At 65.0% G+C, this 18289-nt stretch carries 14 protein-coding genes; 4 read left to right on the top strand and 10 right to left on the bottom strand.

Annotation, left to right across the window (positions count from 1 at the left end; genetic code table 11):
* Positions 1-2: 2 nt before the first annotated feature.
* Both cuyB and hisD read left to right on the top strand, forming a co-directional pair.
* The gene (gene cuyB / locus ACFO5X_RS01165; RefSeq protein WP_380715100.1) at positions 3-746 is read left to right on the top strand and encodes a cysteate racemase; all 744 of its coding nucleotides are present in this window, start codon (positions 3-5) and stop codon (positions 744-746) included.
* On the top strand, positions 743-2017 hold the full coding sequence (gene hisD / locus ACFO5X_RS01160) for a histidinol dehydrogenase (RefSeq protein ID WP_380715099.1): 1275 nt from the start codon (positions 743-745) through the stop codon (positions 2015-2017). The genes cuyB and hisD overlap by 4 nt, the downstream gene beginning before the upstream one ends.
* A gap of 67 nt (positions 2018-2084) precedes the next feature.
* Here the strand turns inward: hisD and ACFO5X_RS01155 are convergent, their stop codons facing one another.
* From ACFO5X_RS01155 to ACFO5X_RS01130, 6 genes are all read right to left on the bottom strand, one after another.
* Complete coding sequence (locus ACFO5X_RS01155; RefSeq protein WP_380715098.1) at positions 2085-3068, bottom strand: ABC transporter ATP-binding protein; 984 nt, start codon at positions 3066-3068, stop codon at positions 2085-2087.
* Positions 3065-4057: an ABC transporter ATP-binding protein gene (locus ACFO5X_RS01150; protein ID WP_380715097.1), complete on the bottom strand. Its 993-nt coding sequence runs from the start codon at positions 4055-4057 to the stop codon at positions 3065-3067. Before ACFO5X_RS01150 ends, ACFO5X_RS01155 begins: the two co-directional genes overlap by 4 nt.
* Before the next feature lie 2 nt (positions 4058-4059).
* Entirely contained in the window at positions 4060-4977 is a 918-nt protein-coding gene (locus ACFO5X_RS01145; protein WP_380715094.1) for an ABC transporter permease, read from the bottom strand.
* Entirely contained in the window at positions 4974-5915 is a 942-nt protein-coding gene (locus tag ACFO5X_RS01140) for an ABC transporter permease (protein WP_380715092.1), read from the bottom strand. Before ACFO5X_RS01140 ends, ACFO5X_RS01145 begins: the two co-directional genes overlap by 4 nt.
* Positions 5916-5976: 61 nt before the next feature.
* Complete coding sequence (locus tag ACFO5X_RS01135) at positions 5977-7554, bottom strand: ABC transporter substrate-binding protein (RefSeq protein ID WP_380715091.1); 1578 nt, start codon at positions 7552-7554, stop codon at positions 5977-5979.
* A 48-nt stretch (positions 7555-7602) separates the two neighbouring features.
* Positions 7603-9099 carry a M81 family metallopeptidase gene (locus tag ACFO5X_RS01130; RefSeq protein ID WP_380715089.1) on the bottom strand — a complete coding sequence of 499 codons (1497 nt, stop codon included), beginning with the start codon at positions 9097-9099 and terminating at the stop codon, positions 7603-7605.
* 557 nt (positions 9100-9656) lie between these two features.
* Here ACFO5X_RS01130 and ACFO5X_RS01125 point away from each other — a divergent pair.
* Positions 9657-10988 carry a PEP-CTERM sorting domain-containing protein gene (locus ACFO5X_RS01125; protein WP_380715087.1) on the top strand — a complete coding sequence of 444 codons (1332 nt, stop codon included), beginning with the start codon at positions 9657-9659 and terminating at the stop codon, positions 10986-10988.
* Between the two features lie 29 nt (positions 10989-11017).
* Here ACFO5X_RS01125 and ACFO5X_RS01120 read toward each other — a convergent pair whose 3' ends face one another.
* The 4 genes from ACFO5X_RS01120 to ACFO5X_RS01105 all read right to left on the bottom strand — a co-directional run bounded on the left by ACFO5X_RS01120 (position 11018) and on the right by ACFO5X_RS01105 (position 17313).
* A complete protein-coding gene (locus tag ACFO5X_RS01120; protein ID WP_380715085.1) occupies positions 11018-12772 on the bottom strand; it encodes an ABC transporter ATP-binding protein/permease in 1755 nt (584 codons plus the stop codon).
* 1 nt (position 12773) lies between these two features.
* Positions 12774-14990, bottom strand: a complete 2217-nt coding sequence (locus tag ACFO5X_RS01115; RefSeq protein ID WP_380715084.1) for a TonB-dependent hemoglobin/transferrin/lactoferrin family receptor — start codon at positions 14988-14990, stop codon at positions 12774-12776.
* 121 nt (positions 14991-15111) lie between these two features.
* On the bottom strand, positions 15112-16161 hold the full coding sequence (locus tag ACFO5X_RS01110) for an SIP domain-containing protein (RefSeq protein WP_380715082.1): 1050 nt from the start codon (positions 16159-16161) through the stop codon (positions 15112-15114).
* A gap of 255 nt (positions 16162-16416) precedes the next feature.
* Positions 16417-17313, bottom strand: a complete 897-nt coding sequence (locus ACFO5X_RS01105; protein ID WP_380715080.1) for an IclR family transcriptional regulator — start codon at positions 17311-17313, stop codon at positions 16417-16419.
* A gap of 56 nt (positions 17314-17369) precedes the next feature.
* On the opposite strand from ACFO5X_RS01105, the gene ACFO5X_RS01100 reads away from it, so the two are divergent.
* Positions 17370-18287 (top strand): amidohydrolase family protein, encoded by a 918-nt coding sequence (locus ACFO5X_RS01100; protein WP_380715078.1) that lies wholly within the window; start codon positions 17370-17372, stop codon positions 18285-18287.
* The last annotated feature ends 2 nt before the right edge of the window (positions 18288-18289 follow it).

Here is an 18289-nt window from a genome sequence, read left to right as displayed (position 1 = left end):
CCATGAAGGACCAAGGGCAGCGGCGCAGCGTGATCGGAATTCTGGGCGGGATGGGGCCCGAGGCCACCATCCTGTTGATGTCGCGCTTGCTGGCCGCCACGCCTGCCCGGGACGATTCCGACCACCTGCCGCTGCTCGTGGACAGCAACACGCAGGTGCCCTCGCGGATCGCGCATCTGATCGAGGGGACGGGTGTGGACCCGACGCCGGTGCTGATCGACATGGCGCGCCGGCTGGTGACGAGTGGGGCGGATGTGCTCGCGATGCCCTGCAACACGGCGCACAGCTATTACGATGCCATTGCCGCAGCGGTCCGGGTGCCCATGCTGAACATGGTGGAGCTGACCGCGCAGGCAGCCCATGGGCGCAGCGCGATGGGGCCGGTCGGTATTCTTGCCTCGCCTGCCGTTGAGGTCACCGGTGTCTTTGCCCGCGCCTTCGAGGCGTTGGGGCGCGAGGTGTTCTATCCAACGGACCGAGACGGCATTCTGGGCGCGATCCGCGCCATCAAGTCGGGGCGTGCAGACGAGGCGCTGCCGGTCCTGCGGGCGGCAATGGTTGAACTTGCAGGACGCGGTGCGCAGGTTGCGGTGATTGGCTGCTCGGAATTCTCGATTGTCGCGCCCCGGCTGGCGGACAGCCCGCTGGCTCTTGTGGACAGCCTCGACATGCTGGTCGCGGCCTGTGTCGGCTTCGCCGGCGGCGGCACCTCTTCCTCGAATACAGGAGTCACACTGACCCAATGACCGTTCGTTATCTCAAGACCGCGATGCCCCGTTCCCCCCGGCTTCAGATCGACCTGAGGGACAAGGTGACAGAAATCCTGCTGGACATCGAACAGGGCGGCGAGTCGGCGGCGCTGCGCTATGCCCGGCAGTTCGACAAGTGGGACGGCGCCATCGTGGTCGGACCTGACGAGATCGAGGCCGCCACGGCACGGCTGTCCCCGGCGGTGCGCGAGGACATCGAGTTTGCCCATGCAAATATCCGCCGCTTTGCCGAGGCGCAGCGCGCGACGCTGACCGACATGGAAGTGGAGATGGCGCCGGGGTTTCATGCCGGGCAGAAGTCGATCCCCGTGCTGGGCGCGGGGTGCTATGCGCCGGGCGGGCGGTTCAGCCATGTTGCCTCGGCGCTGATGACGATCACCACGGCCAAGGCGGCGGGGGTCGATTTCGTCGCCGCCAGTTCACCGCCGCGGGGCGAGACGGGGATTTCGGACGAGATGGCCTATGCGATGCACCTGGCCGGGGCCGACCGGATCCTGCGGATGGGTGGGGTTCAGGCGATTGCGTCGATGGCCTTCGGCTTTTTCGGCGTGCCGGCCGTGGATGTGCTGGCCGGGCCCGGGAACAGCTGGGTGGCGGAGGCGAAGCGTCAGCTGTTCGGCCGTGTCGGCATCGACATGGTGGCGGGGCCCACCGACAGCCTGATCCTCGCCGACCAGAGCGCGCAGGCCGAGACGGTGGCCTGGGACATGGTGGGCCAGATGGAACATGGCGCGGATTCGCCGGTCTGGCTGGTGACGGATGACGCGGGACTGGCGCAGGCGGTGCTGGAGATGATCCCGGGCCTCATCGAAACGTTGCCCGAGTCCAATGCCGGATCGGCGCAGGCGGCCTGGGCCAGTCTTTCGGAGATCGTGGTCTGCTCCACGCGCGAGGAGATGGCGGCGATGGCCGACCGCTATGCGCCCGAGCATCTGCACGTGCAGGCCGAGGACCTGGACTGGTGGCTGGGGCGGCTGAGATCCTACGGCTCGCTGTTCCTGGGGGCCGAGACGACCGTGGCCTTTGGCGACAAGGCGTCGGGGCCGAACCATGTGCTGCCCACCTCGGGCGCGGCGCGGTACACCGGCGGGCTGTCGGTGCACAAGTTCCTGAAGACGGTGACCTGGCAGCGGTCGACGGCCGAGGCGGCGCGGCGGGTGGCCGAGGTGACGGCGCGGATCTCGCGGCTGGAAGGGATGGAGGCCCACGCGCGCACCGCTGACATCCGCCTGCCGCCCCGGGCCTGATGGGGCGACCTCAGACCGGATTGTTGGGAAATGGCCCCGGACCGAGTCCGGGGTTTTTTCTTTTGGCTCAGACGGATTCGGCGTAGTGGCAGGCGCTTTGGTGGCCCGGCGCCATCTCGCGCAGCGCGGGCACTTCGCTGGCGCAGCGTTCGGTGGCCATCGGGCAGCGGGTGCGGAAGTAACAGCCGCTGGGCGGGTCGATCGGGCTGGGCACGTCGCCCGTCAGAACGACTCGGTCCCGCGCGGCACCGGGATCGGGCAGGGGCACGGCAGAAAGCAACGCCCTGGTGTAGGGGTGGCGCGGGTGCCGGAACATCGACTCGCGGTCGGCGATCTCCATGATGCGGCCGAGGTACATGACCGCGATGCGGTCGCTCATGTGTTCGACGACGGCAAGGTCGTGCGAGATGAAGAGCAAGGCCAGCCCGAGGCTTTTCTGCAGGTCCATCAGCAGGTTGATGATCTGCGCCTGCACCGAGACGTCGAGGGCGGAGACGGCTTCGTCGCAGATGATGATATCGGGTTCAGAGGCGAGCGCACGGGCGATACAGATGCGCTGACGCTGGCCGCCCGAGAACTGGTGCGGCATGCGCGCCATCGCCTCGCGCGGGAGGCCGACCTGTTCCAGAAGATCGCCGACGCGATTCTGGCGTTCGCTGCGGCTGCGGGCCATGCCGTGGCTTCGCAGGGGTTCGGCCACCAGGTCCTCGACCGTCATCCGGGGGTTCAGTGAGGAGAAGGGGTCCTGAAAGACCACGTTCAGGCGCTTGCGCACGGGTTTGAGCTGGGCGCGGCTGAGCCCGTCGATGCGTTTACCGTCCAGCGTGATCTCGCCTGCGGTCAGCGGAATCAGCTGGGCGAGGCATTTGCCGACCGTGGACTTGCCGCAACCGGATTCGCCGACCAGCGACAGCGTTTCGCCGCGCGCAATGTGGAAGCTGACGTCGCTGACGGCGTGCACCGCCTTGTCCGAGCGCCCGAACAGGCCGCCGCCGAGGGGGAAGCGCTTCACCAGATTGCGGACTTCGATGAGATGCGGGACTTGCGTCATGCGGCGGAGGCCTCTCTCGGCGCGAAATGGCAGGCGGCCAGGTGGTTCGGCGCCTTGGCTTCGAGCGCCGGGTCGATGCGGCGGCAAACGTCCTGCGCCATCGGGCAGCGGTCGGCGAAGGCGCAGCCCCGCAAGGGTTTGGAAAGGTCGGGCACCCGTCCCGGGATCTCGGCGAGGCGGCCCGAGCCCTGCGGGCTGAGCGACGAACCGAGCTTCGGCACGGCATTGAGCAGGCCCTGAGTATAGGGGTGGCGCGGATTGCGGAACAGGTCGGCGACCTTCGCCTCTTCCACCTTGCGGCCGGCATACATGACCAGCACGCGTTCGGCGAATTCGGCGACCACGCCCAGATCGTGGGTGATCAGCATGACGGCCGAGCCCACCTTGCGGCGCAGGTCCTGCATCAGGTCGAGGATTTGTGCCTGAATGGTCACATCGAGCGCGGTTGTGGGTTCGTCCGCCACAAGAAGCGCCGGATTGCAGGCAAGCGCGATGGCGATCATCGCGCGCTGGCGCATCCCGCCGGAGAGCTGGTGCGGATATTCGTCCACCCGGCGCTCGGGCGAGGGAATGCCGACGAGGCGCAGCATCTCGATCGCGCGCTCACGCGCCTGGGCGCGACTGGCCTTTTCGTGCAGGCGCACCGATTCCCCGATCTGCTGGCCGATCGTGAAGACCGGATTGAGCGAGGTCATCGGCTCTTGAAAGATCATGCCGATCTCCGAGCCTCGCAGCTTGCGCATGCGGCGGTCGGAGGCCTTGAGCAGATCCTCGCCGCGGAAGTTGATGTGTCCGGCGATCTTGCCCGGAGGCGTGGGCAGGAGGCGCAGGATCGACATGGAGGTCACTGACTTGCCGCAGCCGGATTCGCCGACCACGGCCAGCGCCTCGCCGGCGTGGATGTCAAAGCTCAGCCCGTCGACGGCGCGGTTGACGCTGGTGGCGGTTCGGAAGTGAATCTGGAGATCGCGGACTTCGAGAAGGGCCATGCTCACACCTGTTTCGCGAGCCGGGGATCGACCGCGTCTCGCAGCCCGTCGCCCAGCAGGTTGACCGCAAGGACCGTGACCGACAGGAAGATCGCCGGGAAGAAGACGATGCTGGGCTTCACCTGCCAGAGCGCGCGGCCCTCGGCCATGATGTTGCCCCACGAGGGGACTGACGACGGCATCCCGGCGCCGATGAAGCTGAGGATGGCCTCGGTGATCATGGCAGAGGCGCAGATATAGGTCGCCTGGACCGAAAGCGGCGCCAGAGTGTTGGGCATGATGTGGCGCCAGATGATGCCGAGTGTGCTGGTGCCGCAGGCTGTGCCGGCCTCGACATAGGGCTGTTCGCGCACCGACAGGACGACCGAGCGGGTCAGCCGGGCGACGCGCGGGATTTCGGCAATGGTGATGGCGAGGATAACGTTGAAGATCGAGCCGCCGCGCATCAGGGTCATGAGCGCGATGGCGAGCAGAATGGCGGGGATCGACATCAGCCCGTCCATCACCCGCATGACGATGTTGTCGGCCCAGCGCAGGAATCCCGACAGCAGACCGATGGCCAGTCCGATGACCGAGGCGCAGATCGCCACGCCGGCCCCGACCATCAGCGAGACCCGGGCGCCGTAGACGGTGCGCGAATAGATGTCGCGTCCCAGCATGTCGGTTCCGAACCAGGCGGCGGCCGAGGGCGGCTTGACCCGCATGGCGGGGTTCAGAGCGGCGGGATCGGTGGTGGCGACCAGGGGGGCGAAAACTGCCATCAGCGTGACGAGCAGAAGCAGGATGGCGCCGATCCACAGGGTCGGATGTTCGACCAGCAGGGCCATCGTCCGGCTGCGCTGTGGCGGTGGGGTGAGGATCTGCGGCCGGTCGGGGGCGGCGGCAAACTCCGCGTCGGGGCGCGTGGTCTGGGCGGTCAATAGCGGATCCTCGGGTCGATCAGGGTATAGCTGAGGTCGATCAGCAGGTTGATGATGACATAGACGAAACTGAAGATCAGGATGATCGCCTGGATCACGGGATAGTCGCGCCGCAGGATCGACTCGACTGTCAGGCGGCCGAGGCCGGGCAGCGCGAAGACGGTCTCGATCACCACCGCGCCCGAGATCATCAGTGCGATCCCGAGACCGACCACCGTCACGATGGGCACCAGCGCATTGCGCAGCGCGTGGACATAGAGGACGGTGTGTCCGGCAGCCCCCTTGGCGCGTGCGGTGCGGATGTAATCCTGCTGGAGGATCTCGAGCATGGTGGCGCGGGTGATGCGGGCGATGAGGGCGATGTAGACGCCTGAAAGGGTGGCGGCAGGCAGGATCAGGCTGTGGATCCAGGGCCAGATGCCCTCGGCAATCGGCTTGTAGCCCTGTACCGGCAGCCAGCCGAGCTGTAGTGCGAGGGTCCAGGCCAGGACGTAGCCAACCACGAACACCGGCACAGAAAAGCCGAGAACCGCGAAGAGCATGATCAACCGGTCGAGCATCGAGCCGCGTTTCCAGGCGGCGACGACGCCCATGGGAATGGCGATCACCAGAGCGATGACAAGAGTGACGACCATCAACGAGATCGTCGGTTCGACCCTTTGCAGGATCATCTGGGTGACCGGTTCCTTGGTGAAGATCGAGGTGCCGAAATCGCCGCGGAAGACGTTGAGGGCCCATTCGGCGAAACGCACGGGGAAGCTGCGGTCGAGGCCGAGCTGGCTGCGGATGTTCTCGATGTCCTGCTGCGTGGCCTGATCGCCGGCGAGGATTGCGGCCGGGTCGCCCGGGGCCAGATAGAGCAGGCTGAAGACGAAGATCATCACGAAAAGGACGACCGGGATCGTCGACAGGATGCGTCTGAGAATGTAGGCGCTCATGCGGCTTCGGTCCTTGGGCAAAGGCGAGGGGCACCCGGCTGACGGGCGCCCCTCGGGTGGTTCAGGCGCGGTCGACGTTCCAGAACAGGCTGACCGAGGCCTGCAGCAGGCCGGTCAGATTCGAGCGCACGGCGCCGTCCTGGAAGGTCTGGCCGAGCGGCACGGTCGGCACCTGATCGAGCGCGCGGGCGTGGGCCTTGTCGAAGAGCTGTTGCGCCTCTTCGTCGGACTGGGCCGAGAGCCAGGCGGCAACGGTCTCTTCCATCTCGTCGTCCTTGTACCAGCCCCACCAGCCTTTTTCGCCGAGGCCGCGGGTGGTGGCGTTGGTTGCCGGATTGTCGATGGAGATGGCCGGCCAGTTGGTGTGCGCGATGCTCCAGCCGCCGTTCTCGACCGGCTCCTTCGAGACGCGGCGCTGGACGACGGTGCCCCAGTCGGTGTCCTGAAGGTCGACGTTCATGCCGATCTTGGTCAGGATGTCCGCCGTGATCAGCCCGTGCGGGTGGATCGAGGCGATGTCGGTCGGGTTCAGGATCACGACCTTTTCGCCGTTGTAGCCGGCATCCTTGAGCGCCTGCTTGGCCTCCTCGATGTTGAGCGAGGCGATGATGCCTTCACCCAGCTCGTTCACGCCCGGCAAGCCGCAGGGGAAGGAGGCGAGGCACTGCTGGCGGTTGGCGTCGCTGGCGGTGACAGCCTGCATGTATGGCGTCTGGTCGATGGCCTTGAGCACCGCGCGGCGGATGTCGACGTTGTTGAATGGCGCCTGAAGGTGGTTGAACCGCATGACCGAGACGAGGCCGAAGGGATCCTGCCGGAACAGCTTGGCGTCGGGGCTGGCTTCGACCAGCGGGGCGAGATCGGGCAGGATCGAGGCGATCCAGTCGACTTCGCCGGCCTGGATGGCGGCGGCGGCGGTGGCGGGATCGGGGATGACCTGCCAGATCACGCGGTCGAAGTTGACGACCTTGCCGCCCGAGGTCCAGGCCGCCTGTTCGCTGCGCGGGACGTAGCCTTCGAATTTTTCATAGACCATGCGGTCGCCCGAGACAAATTCGTCGGCCACCCATTTGAAGGGGCCCGAGCCGACCATCTCGGTCACCTGTTCGGAAATGTCGGTCTGCGCCAGGCGTTCCGGCATGATCATCGCGGGCGAGGAGTGCGGCTTGCCGATGGCGTGGAGCAGGCGTCCGAAGGGGCGGGTGAGCTTGATGACGATGGTCTTGTCGTCCTTGGCTGAAAAGCTCTCGGTCGCAGCGCCCAGGGCCTGGCCGAAACCGTCGCGCTTGGCCCAGCGGGCGAGGCTGGCGGCGCAGTCCTGCGCGCGCACCGGCTCCCCGTCATGGAACATCAGGCCGTCGCGCAGGGTGATCTCCCAGGTCAGCCCGTCGTCCGAAACGGTGTGCCCGGCGGCCATCTGGGGCACGGGCTGAAGATTGCCGTCCATGCCGTAGAGCGTGTCGAAGACGCAGTAGCCATGCGTGATCGACACCGCCGCGGGGGTGAAGACCGGATCGAGGATCGTCAGGTTGGAACTGGGCACGTAGCGCAGGACCTTGGTCTTGTTCTGCGCCAGCGAGGGCAGGGAGAGCAGCGGCGTGGCCGCTGCGGCGCCGAGAATGGAACGTCTGGTAATCATTTCAATTTCCTTCCTGAGGGTGGGCGAATGGATTAGATATGTCCGCTCTTATGTCGTTTCGGGCGCAGGTTCCGGCGCCGCCATGTCGTCCGCGGGCCAGAAGGGGCGGATGCGGTTCTCCCAAGCCACGTCCTGGAGGCGCAGGGGCGCACCGCCGGGGCCGTGGATCGGAATATACTGCACGTCCGGGCCCAGCAGCTTTCGGTAATTCATCAGGTTCTTGAACGAGGCGATCTTGCAGGTCGCGATGTCGATGCCGCAGGCGGCGTAATGCTCGTCCATGTGTTCGTAGAAGGGCAGGCTGCCCACCAGGATTTGCACCCCGCCGGCGCGCAGCACGGCGGTGGGCCCGGTTGAGACGGTCGCACCCGCAGCCGGGCCACCGGAATAGGTGAAGCTGCCGTCGCAGAGCCGTTCGACGGTGGCGCGCACGGGGACCGGGCTGAACCATCGGTCGTCCTGCTTGGCGCCGACACCGAAATCCGCCTCGGCGCCTTCGCCAAGCTCGAACGCTTTGGCGGCGGTGTCGGGATCGACGATGAAGACAGCCGACGGCGTGTCCGGCGAGATGTCGAGGAGTGCGCCAAGCAGCGCGGGGGAGTCGCCTTGCGCGCCCGCTCCCATCGCGTCGGGGGCATCGACGATCAGCGTGCGCCCCGGGGCGGCCGTGGCCGCGCGCACCGCCTCGGCCGGGGTCATCGCGGGGAGCTCGAAGGCGCGGCGGCGGTCCCACATCGCGTCGAGCACCTCTTGCGCGGTCGCATCGGCGGCGGCGGGGTCGCCATCGGTGATGGCAAGGCCGGTTATTCCGACATCGGCCATGTCGAGCCAGGGCTGGACGGGGAAATAGCTGACAGAAAGCGCCCGCCCGTCGGCCTCGATCGCGCGGGAGAGGGCTGCGACCTGGGCCATCGGCTCGTCGCCCAGCGTCGCGCCGCCCAGCACGGGCACTATGGCGTTGTATTTGCGGATGCGGGTCACCGGCGAGATTTCTCCCTTCATCGCGCGCACCAGCAGGCCGGCGGCGCAGGCGCCGGTGCGGTAGGCGTCGACATGGGGATAGGTTTCGTATCCGACGATGATCTGGGCCAGGTCGGCCATCCGCCGGGAGACATGGGCGTGCAGGTCGAGGCTGACCGCAATGGGAATGGAAGGATCGCCCAGCCGGTCGCGCACGGCCCGGATCACACCGCCCTCCGGGTCTTTCTCGGTGGCGCAGATCATGGCGCCGTGCAGCGCGAGATAGACGCCGTCGAGCGGCAGGGCTGCCGTGATGCCATCGGCGATGATGTCCACGACCTCGTCATAGAAGGCGTCGTCGACATGTCCACCCGAGACGCAGCGCGACATGAAGATCGGCACTATTTCGGCCCCGGCGGAGGTCAGCGTGTCGAGGCCGCCGGTCACGGCAAGTTGTTTGCCAGTGGCCGCCTTGATGATGTCCTGGCCGCGAAAAAGGCCGAAACGAGCGAAATCTTCCTTATGAGCCACCCTCAGCGACAGGCTGTTGCCCTCGAATTCGAAGCTGGCAATTGCGACTTTCATGATGATTCCCTGGCCTGTATTCGCTTGGAACGCGGCGTCGGCCGGCACCTGTCGGGCGCTCTCGGTGCCTTCGCTTGTATGCGTCCATTGGTAAGTCTCGCAACAGGTCTGGCCGAGTTCAAATGCGAATTGGCGTGTGTATTATGCAAATAGTGCATATTACGCCTCTTTTCCGGGGTTTCGGGCCAAACGTCACAGCGCCCGCGACAAGACGGGATCGCACGGGGTGCGGGCTGGGGCCTGAGGCCGGTTTCAGTATGTCGCGCGCGGCGGGCGTCGGCAACCCGGGCCGACCGGTGGTCTGCGGGCGGCATAACACCGATTTGCCCGTGTCTCGGACGACCGATTCGCCTTCGGGCCATTCGAGCGCAGGGCGCTGTTTCCGAGATTGGCGCGCTATTCGATAACATTTCCCGTTGATCGGGGAGGAGTGTCTTTCGTCCGGGGACAAAGACACGAAATTGTTCGATTCCGCCTCGGAGTTGTCACATCAGACTTGGGCAAGTGCATCGAAATTTGGGCCGAGGCAGGGGGCGTCCGGTCCGGTGGTAGTAAAAATGGTAAACGAGTTCTCTTCCTTCGCGCGGCGCATCCTGAAATGCGGGATGCTGGTCGCGGCGCTGACGGGGATGCCCCTTCCGGCAGCGGCGACGCAGATGCCGGTTCCCGACGACAGTGTGGCCAGCATGGGCAGCGTTGGTCCGGCGATCATCCAGACCTTCCTGGACACCGGGGCCTCTGTTGTGCGGACGAATAGCGATACCAGCTGTGTCGTCAGCGCAAGGATCCTGATCGAGGAGTCGACCTATGTCGACACCGACGGAACGGTCCTGGACTTTGCCCGTATCCGCCGCAGCCCGGCAACCTCGATCCAGGCCATCGCGCCCGAAACTGGCGATCTGCGCTTTCGCATTCAGCTGAAATACAGCCCGCGCGCCGACCGTCCGATCCGCATGACCTTTGGCGATATCGACTGGGATCTGAGCGATGTGCTGGAAGACAGCACGGACTCGCTGTCGATCACCGGCGAGCGGGCGGCCGTTCTTGCCGCCGCCTTCCGTGCCGGCCTACGCCCTCAGCTGGTGGCGGTGTCGCGTGACAACGATCACGTGGTGACCGACCGCATCGAAGTTCCGGACCTGAACGACCTGGCCGCCTGCAAGGCCGAACTGAAGCCGGATGCGGCGCAGGTGCCGAGCACGCTGATCACCATGCGCTTTCAGGCCGATCCCGTGACCAGCCCGCTGGCGACGCTGGGCGAGCTGCAGGATTGCCGGATGGCCGACGAACCGGGCGAGCTCCATGTTGCCAAGATCAGCCAGACGACGGGGTTCTTCTCGCAGACCGACAAGGTATTTGTGGCCTTCGACAAGCACGGCAAGGTTTCGCGCGCCTATGTCCCCGGTATCTTCGATGGCGATTTCCGCAATGGCCGCCGCGACGTGCGGATCAGCATCGCGGCCAATTCGAACGTGCCGATGGAACCCAACGCGGTGAAGGGCTGCCTCGGCCTCGCTCCGGTCGCGATCTGCAGCTATGACAGCGGCGACCAGCGGTATCTCGGGGTCTGCGAGCAGGCGCTCGCGGCGCTGTCGACCCCGGAAAAACCGGAAGTGCCGAGCCTGCTGGACTCTGTGGGTCCCAACCCGTTCGGCGGCTTCCCGAAGGGCGGCGATGTGATCATCACAGGTGGCGTGACGCCGACTCCGACGCCGATCACGCCGAAACCGCCTGGACGCGGTCCCAAGACCCCGATCACGGACCTGCCGCCTGCGCCGCAGCCGCCGCAAGAGCCCGAGCCTTCGCCGGTTCCGGTCCCGTCGTCGGCCCTGCTTATGCTGGGCGGGCTGGCTCTGATGGCGGGTCTGCGCCGCCGGAAGGCCCGCTGAAGGAAGAATGGCCGGTCGCGCGGGCGTCTTCAGGCCTGACGTGCTGTCCGGATGCCTCCGTCATGTTCCGGCGCTTTGGCCAGATGTGGCGCTGAAAGGCGAATTTCCCGCGTTGCGTCGAGGCCCTCCGGAGGCCGGTGCGAGACGCAGAGGACGATCGTGTCGGGCAAGTCTTGCCGGATCAGTGTCAGAAGCGCGCGCTCACTGTCCGGGTCGAGCGCCGACGTTGGCTCGTCCATCAAAAGTACATCCGGCCGCGCCAGAAGGGCTCTGGCGATGGCGATACGTTGCCGCTCGCCCTGCGACAGACCCGCAATCGATAGTGCGGGCGGAGCGTCGAGCCTTGCAGTGTGCTGACCCAATCCCACCCGGTGGAGCAGGGCACAGAGATCCGCGCGCGATACATCGTCGGGCGGTGCCGGGCAGGTAAGGCTGGCAGCGAGGCCTTCTGCCATCAATCCGCTGCCCTGAGGCAGGAACAGCCAGGTGCCGCTTGGGGCCTCAATCTGACCCGTCCCATAGGGCCAGAGCCCGGATAACGCGGCAAGCAGCGTCGACTTGCCCTGCCCGGATGGACCGGACAGCCAAATGCGCTCGCCTGGTAATGCCACGATATCGGGCAGCGGGCGCAGCGCAGTGCCATCGGGCTTGAAGAGGTTCAGCGCCGACAGCCTGAGAGACCCATCCGGGGAAGGACGCCGGGAGATGGCCCTAGGCGTGCCGCGATTGGGCCTTGGCGCAGCGGCGGCATGGAACAGGCCATGCAGGCGGTCGGTCACGGCGGCGAATTCGGCGAGATCGCGATAGCTGAAAATGAACCAGCTGAGCGTCGTTGTAACGTTCGAGAAGGCGCTGGCCAGCTGCATCATGCCGCCGAGCGTGACAGCCCCCGCGAAATACGCCGGGACGGCCAGGAAGCTGGGGATGCGTAATACTGTTTGCTGGTAGGGTCTGGTGAAGAGGCCAAGGATGAGTCTCTGGTTGATGACCCGGCGCCAGTTTAGGCGCAGCGCGCCGAACAGAGCGGCGAGCCGTCGCCGCTCTGCCGCCTCCGCGCCCGCGCGGGCCACGGTCTCGGCATCTTCCCGCAGCCGGACCAGGGCGTGGCGGAAGTCGGCCTCGCGCTTTTCCTGCGCGAAAAGGCGTGATTTCAAGGGGCGGCCTAGAAGATGGGTGATCGAGCTGGCCAGGGCGACGTATAGGAAGGCGGCCCAGAACATGTAGCGTGGCAGGCTGATGTCGAACCCGAAGACCGTGAAGGTCAAGGTGAAGGTCGCAAGCGTCCAAAGCAGCGCGACATAGGAGAAGAGCGCTACCGATGAGGTGATCAAGTCCAAGGTCTCGCGGATCAGTGCCTGTGTGAAGTTGCGACAATCCTCGGCGACGCGCTGATCGGGATTGTCGACCGGTTCGGGGGAAAACCCCTCGCGCAGATGCCAGTAGGCGCGCCCGTCGACCCAGAGGGCCAGCGCGTGATCTGTCAACTGCGTGCGCCAGACCATCAGCAGGATTCCCTTTAGCCATTCGCTGGCCAGGTTGGCCGCCACCGAGACCGCGATGATGGCGAAAAAGATCGTGATCTGCCGGGCGGCCGCGGCGGCGTCCATGGTTTCCAGGGCGTCGTAGAAGACCTTGTTCCAGGAGATGAGCTGAAGGGTGACCCAGATGCCCAGAAATTGCAGGCCCAGGATCACGGCATAAAGGAGGAGGCCACGCCGCCCGGCGCGGCCCGCTGCAGCGATGCGGGCAAGACGCCAGATCCTGCCCAGAAGTCCGGTAAGCATCTCAGAACTTATAGTCCAGAGAGACGGTTACGCTGCGCCCGACACCAGTTTGCAATTCCAGCGGTACGGTATTGGCGACGCTGGAGCTGGGCACGATGTCGTATCCGGCGGCGGCGTAGTTATAGTATTTCTTGTCAAAGACGTTGTTCACGCGGACATTCAGCACGGCGTTTTCGGCCACGGTCCAGCTGGCGCCGAGGTCGAGGATGCCAAAGCCGGGAGGGGCGAAATTCGTGTTGGATGTGGGTTTCGTTGCGTCGGCCAGGGTTGCGGTGGCATCGAGAACCAGATCGGCGCCCGGGACGGTGTAGCTGAGACCCAGCACCGCTGTCAGCGGCGGGAGCAGCGTCCGGGTTTTGGGGTCGCCCGGCTCTGCGCGCTGGTCGCCTTCCATCCAGGCCAGCGAGCCGGTGAAACGGAGATCGTCGCGCAACATCCATGCGGTTTCGATCTCGATCCCCGAGGTCTTGACCGAGGACAGGTTACGATAGCTGTAGTCAGAGGTGCCGGGGATGTTCCAGAAGCTCTCGATGAAGTTGTCGTAATCCGCGCGGAAGGCGGTCACGGCCCAGAAACCCCGGCCGTATTCGCCGCGGAATCCGATTTCGATGCTTTTGACCGATTCCGGCACCAGCCAGGGGGCCGGGACCAGTCCGAAGCTGGCCGAACCGGACGAGGTGTAGAGCTGCTGGAAGGTCGGCATCTTGAAGCCTTCGCCATAGTGCATCCACACCGAATGGGATTCATCGAAATGCCAGGTCGCGCCGAGAGAGGAGAGCAATTTCTCCTCTTTTTTGGTTTCGAGTGAGTAGCCGGGCAGGGCGACGACCGATCCATTGAAGCGGGGATCCATCTGATAGGTGGCGAAGCGCAGGCCGGGCGTGATTTCCAGACGGCCGCCCAGAAGCGAGATCTGATCCTGAATGAAAAGGTCGGCGCGGCGGGTGACGCCGTCGGCGAAGTTCCAGCTGGTCGGCACGCTCCAGACGTCGGTGCCGGCGTTCATGTCGACCACGCGGCGCTTGCGGTCATAGGTTGTTTCTGTCCGATCGCCGTCGAAGCCGAAGGTCAGGACGTGATCGGCGCCGCCGATGGAAAAGCGCGATGTGGCCTGTATATCGAGTTCGAGGAAATCCTCGGAGAAGCTGGTGTAATCATGCGTTTCGGTGCGGTTGCCGCCGCTTTGCGCGATGCTGAGTGCGTGTTGTTCGTATCCCGAGGGGCTCCAGCCCAGCGTCGCCTTGACCTCATCGATGGCGCCCTGGAACTGGCCTTCGTAGTCCAGCGCATAGCGGGTGCGGGCGATGTCGCGCACGCGAGGGTTGGCGATGACGGTATCCGAGTGGTTGGTGGTGTTCTCGACTTCGCTCAGCCGGTCGGTGCGGTCGAAGGAAAACTTGAGGCGGTGCTGGTCGTTGATGTCCCAGACCAGTTTCATCAGCGTGCGGTCGGTCGTGCGGTCCAGCGGATTGAACTCGCCGCAAGTGACCGAGCCATAGGCGACCGGACGCGTGCAGGGCCAGGGGCCGCCATTGGGATCGGCGTTGGACAGCGACAGTTCGTGGTCGATGGTGCGGGCCCGCGCGATGAGCAGCGAAACGCCATCGCCAAGTTGCCACGCGTATGCCGCGGCCGCTTTGGTGGAATCGGTGACCTCGCCATAGCTGAGACGCATTTGCCCACCGCGTGCGCGGCCCTTCAGAAGGTCCTCGGGGTCGATCGTCTCGAGCGCGACGACACCACCGAGCGCGTCGGCGCCCCAGAGCACCGAGGCGGGGCCGCGAACGACATCCGCCTGTTTGACGAAGTTGAAATCCAGGTAGTCGCGCGACCCGTCGATGATCCGCTCGGGAATGCGGCCGCCGTCAACAGTCATCTGCACACGGTTGCCCGAGACGCCGCGGATCTGGACGCCGGTCTGACCGCCGAAGGGATCGGCGCCCGAGACCTGCCGCAAAGGTGTCACGCCAGGTGTGTAGCGCGTCAGGTCTTCGAGTGACTGGACGTTGCGCTCTTCTATCTCTTCGCCGTCTATGACCGAGATATGACCCTGCACGTCGGTCAGCGCCTTGCCAAGCCGGTCGGCCAGAAGGGTGATGGACCCGAGGAAACCCGGCTTTTCGCCCACGTCCTGTGCGAAGGCGGGCGCATGGGGGGTGAACAGGCAGAAGGCGGTCGTCGCAAGCAGCGACGCACGCCGCTTGGTGTGCAAGCGCATGAGAATACTCCGAATTGTGGGGATGCGCTGGCGGGTCCGCTGGCGGCGGGTTTTCGCCGAAATGGCAAAAAGCTCTGTCGGGGATACATCATTCCCGACAGAACTTGTCAACTAAATTTGATCAGCTGATCGTTTCTTCATCGCCATGCGACCAGAAGGCGGTCACATTGGCCTCGGCCCGGCTCAGGCCATTGACCTCGCGGAGCCATTTGCGCGCCTCGTCTGCATCCGAGCGTTCGGCGCCAAAATAGACAAAGCGGTTGTCGGGTGGCAGGGGCAGGGCCTTGAGTGCCGCGACCAGCGCTCCGGGAGTTCCGTCAATCCAGTCGAGTGTCACGCCGGGCGGCACAATCAGCGCCTGTCGGTCGGCGGGATCGGCGCAAGATATCAGCGCATGGCCATGCGTGCCTTCGGGCAGGCTGCGCAGATAGAGGGCAATGGCGGGCAGGGCGGTCTCGTCCCCGCAGAGCGCCACCCAGCCGGGCATGTCGCGCTTGAGCGTGGTGGGACCCATCAGGCCGATCCTGTCCCCCGGCCGGGCACGTTCGGTCCAGGCGCTGACCCGGCCGCCGTCATGAAGGAAGACGTCGAAGTCCATCCAGCCGGCGGCCGGGTCCACGTCGCGGACGGTGTAGACCGGACGATGCAGGGCGGCGTCACCCTCGGGCCAGCGGGTGCGGCCGCGCGCGTCGATATGCGGCCATTGCACGACCGAACCGCCGCGCGCTCGGTCTGGCGGGAGCGCGGAGATCAGCAGGCGGAAGTGCAACCCGTCCTCGGCATATCGCGCCACGTCCTCGAAGGAGACGCGGACTCGCGTGAAATTCGGGCTTATGCGGCGCATGTCTTCCACCGTGGCGATGGACAGGTTGGGCGGTAGGGCGCCAGCATCCACCCGTTCCCAGTCCAGCCGCGGGACGGGGGTCAGCCGGTCCAGCCGGTTCATCACCATCTGTTGCAGGAGGTAGAGCCGGCGGTCAGTATCGGCCTCGAGGCGCAGCGCAAGCCCGCCGGGCGCCGCGCGCATCCCGATCCGTCCGCCCGACACCGACAGCGCCAGGCCGTCGTCATCGCGTTCGAGGTCGATCTCGAGTATCTCGGCGAATTCTGTGAAGGTGGGCAGAACCTCTGCCGGGGTCACGTCATGAATCTGTGCGTGGATCATCTGCATGGGCCAGTCTCCATTTGGGGGTGGGGGCTGGCTTCGTCCGGGCCCGAAGCTGGGAACGCTGGCAACAGTCCCCATATGCGCGCCTGCGCGGTTTGCCGCAATGACAAATCGGCCATTACATGGGAGGCGGTCCTTTCAAAGCCGGGGACCGAAACCGCGCGCACGGTGCGGCCGCGCATTGGGCGGCGTTTGGAGCAGCGGCGTGCGAACAAGCCCCGCGCGCTGCGATATCTGGGCGCGCGGTATTGACCGGCGTCACTTGATCAGCCGGTCTTCTTTCGCATGGGCGGCATGCGCCCGAATAGCGCTGGCCAGTGACTTCAGGCGCGGCACAACTTCCTCTTCGAACTGTCCGGGTCTCAGACGGTGGATCGGAACCCGACAGTTGATCGCGAAAGCTTCACCATCCGCGTTGCGGAACAGAGCGGCACCAACCGAATTGGTTTCCGGAACCCAATCGCCCTTTATGATCGATGCCCCGGTCTGTCGGCAATCTTCGATGCCTTTCAGGAAGGCGCCACCGTGCGCAGTCCAGTCGTCCGGTGTCTTGCGGCGGATGGCATCGATCTTTTGTTCAAGCTCGTCGTCCGTCAGCAAGGAGCAAAGGGCATGACCGACCGTCGCCCGCAAAAGAGGGCCGACGGTGCCGACGTCAGGCGAACTCCAGATATTCTCGTTCGCGCGTGCGGTCTCGAGATACATGAAGTTGGTGCTGTCGATAACGCCGATCGACACAGTGCCGCCCACGTCCTGCGCCAGGCGGTCGACGGAGGGTTTGGCGAGCTGAAGGAAGCGCAAGCTCGAAATCAGAGGCAGCCCGAGCGACACCACACGCCAGCCGAGCCGGTATTTCGACTTCTCGGCCTTCAGGTAGCCCATCTTGGCCAGGGTATAGGTGAGGCGCGCGGCAGTCGGGCGGGTGATTCCTGCGATCTCGGCGAGTTCGGCGTTCGACATGCGGAGGCGACTTGGTCTGAAGGCTGACAAAATCGTCAAGCCCTTTGCCAGAGTTGTCGCAAAGTCTGGATCTCGCTCATCTTTTTCCAAGTTGGTTCTCGCTTTGGATTGTTCTTGTTGCCGACTGAATGTCCGAATATCGGACAAAACAAACAAAATCAACAAATAAGTTGACACAAATGAAATGCGAGTCATTACTTCTGACAAGTCGCACGTCAGCAATCTCTGGACGTTGGCGACACGGAGGAAAAATGACCCGCGTAATCGATCTTGAAGTCAGCATCCCGCGCAGCATGCGGGATGAGAACAATGCCGATGTAAGCCACGGCCGCCCGGGCACGCCGAACCCGTCATCCCTGCCGCGCCCGGAAGGCTATGGTTTCGAGAACTACTCGCGCGTCTTCCAGAAGGCCTCCAACCGCGCTTCGGCGGCTGCTGAACCGGATGCGCCCAAAGATGACGGGGGCATGGAAAAGCTGATCGCAGATATGGATAGCGCTGGCATCGCCAAGGGCTATCTCGTCGGGGCCAAGAATTCCGAACTCGGAAATATCCAGCGGAAATACCCCGGCCGGTTCATCACTTTCGCCGCTCTCGATCCGATGGACGGGATGCGGGCCTCGCGGGAACTGGAGCGTCTGGTAAAGGAAGACGGCGTTGGCGGCCTTCGCGTTTCGTCGCTCTACAACCTCCTGCCCTGTGGCGACCGCCGGTATTATCCGCTTTACGCCAAATGCGTCGAGCTGGACGTGCCCGTGCGCATCTACACGGCGATGAACTATGCCAACGACCGCCCCTACGATCTTGGTCATCCGCGCCACATCGATCAGGTTGCAATCGATTTCCCCGAGCTGAGGATCGTCGCCGGTCTGGCCGGGTGGCCCTGGATCAACGACATGGTCGGTCTTCTGCGCCGCCATCCGAACCTTTACGTCGACACGGCCGCGCACCATCCACGGTATTTCGGACAAGCCGGATCCGGTTGGGAGATGTTCCTGCAGTTCGGAAACACCCTGCTGCAGGACAAGGTGATGGTGGGGTTGTCACGCTATCTCTTCGATCAGCCCTTCGAGAAACTGATCGAGGCCTATCAGCAGCTCCCGCTCAAGGAGAAGGTCATCGAGAAGTGGCTTTACACCAACGCCGCGCAGTTTTTCAGGATCGCGTAGGG

Origin of the sequence: Seohaeicola nanhaiensis (assembly GCF_042654245.1) — a bacterium.
GTDB classification, from domain to species: Bacteria; Pseudomonadota; Alphaproteobacteria; order Rhodobacterales; family Rhodobacteraceae; genus Seohaeicola_A; species Seohaeicola_A nanhaiensis.
This window is presented reverse-complemented; position numbering and strand designations above follow the sequence as displayed.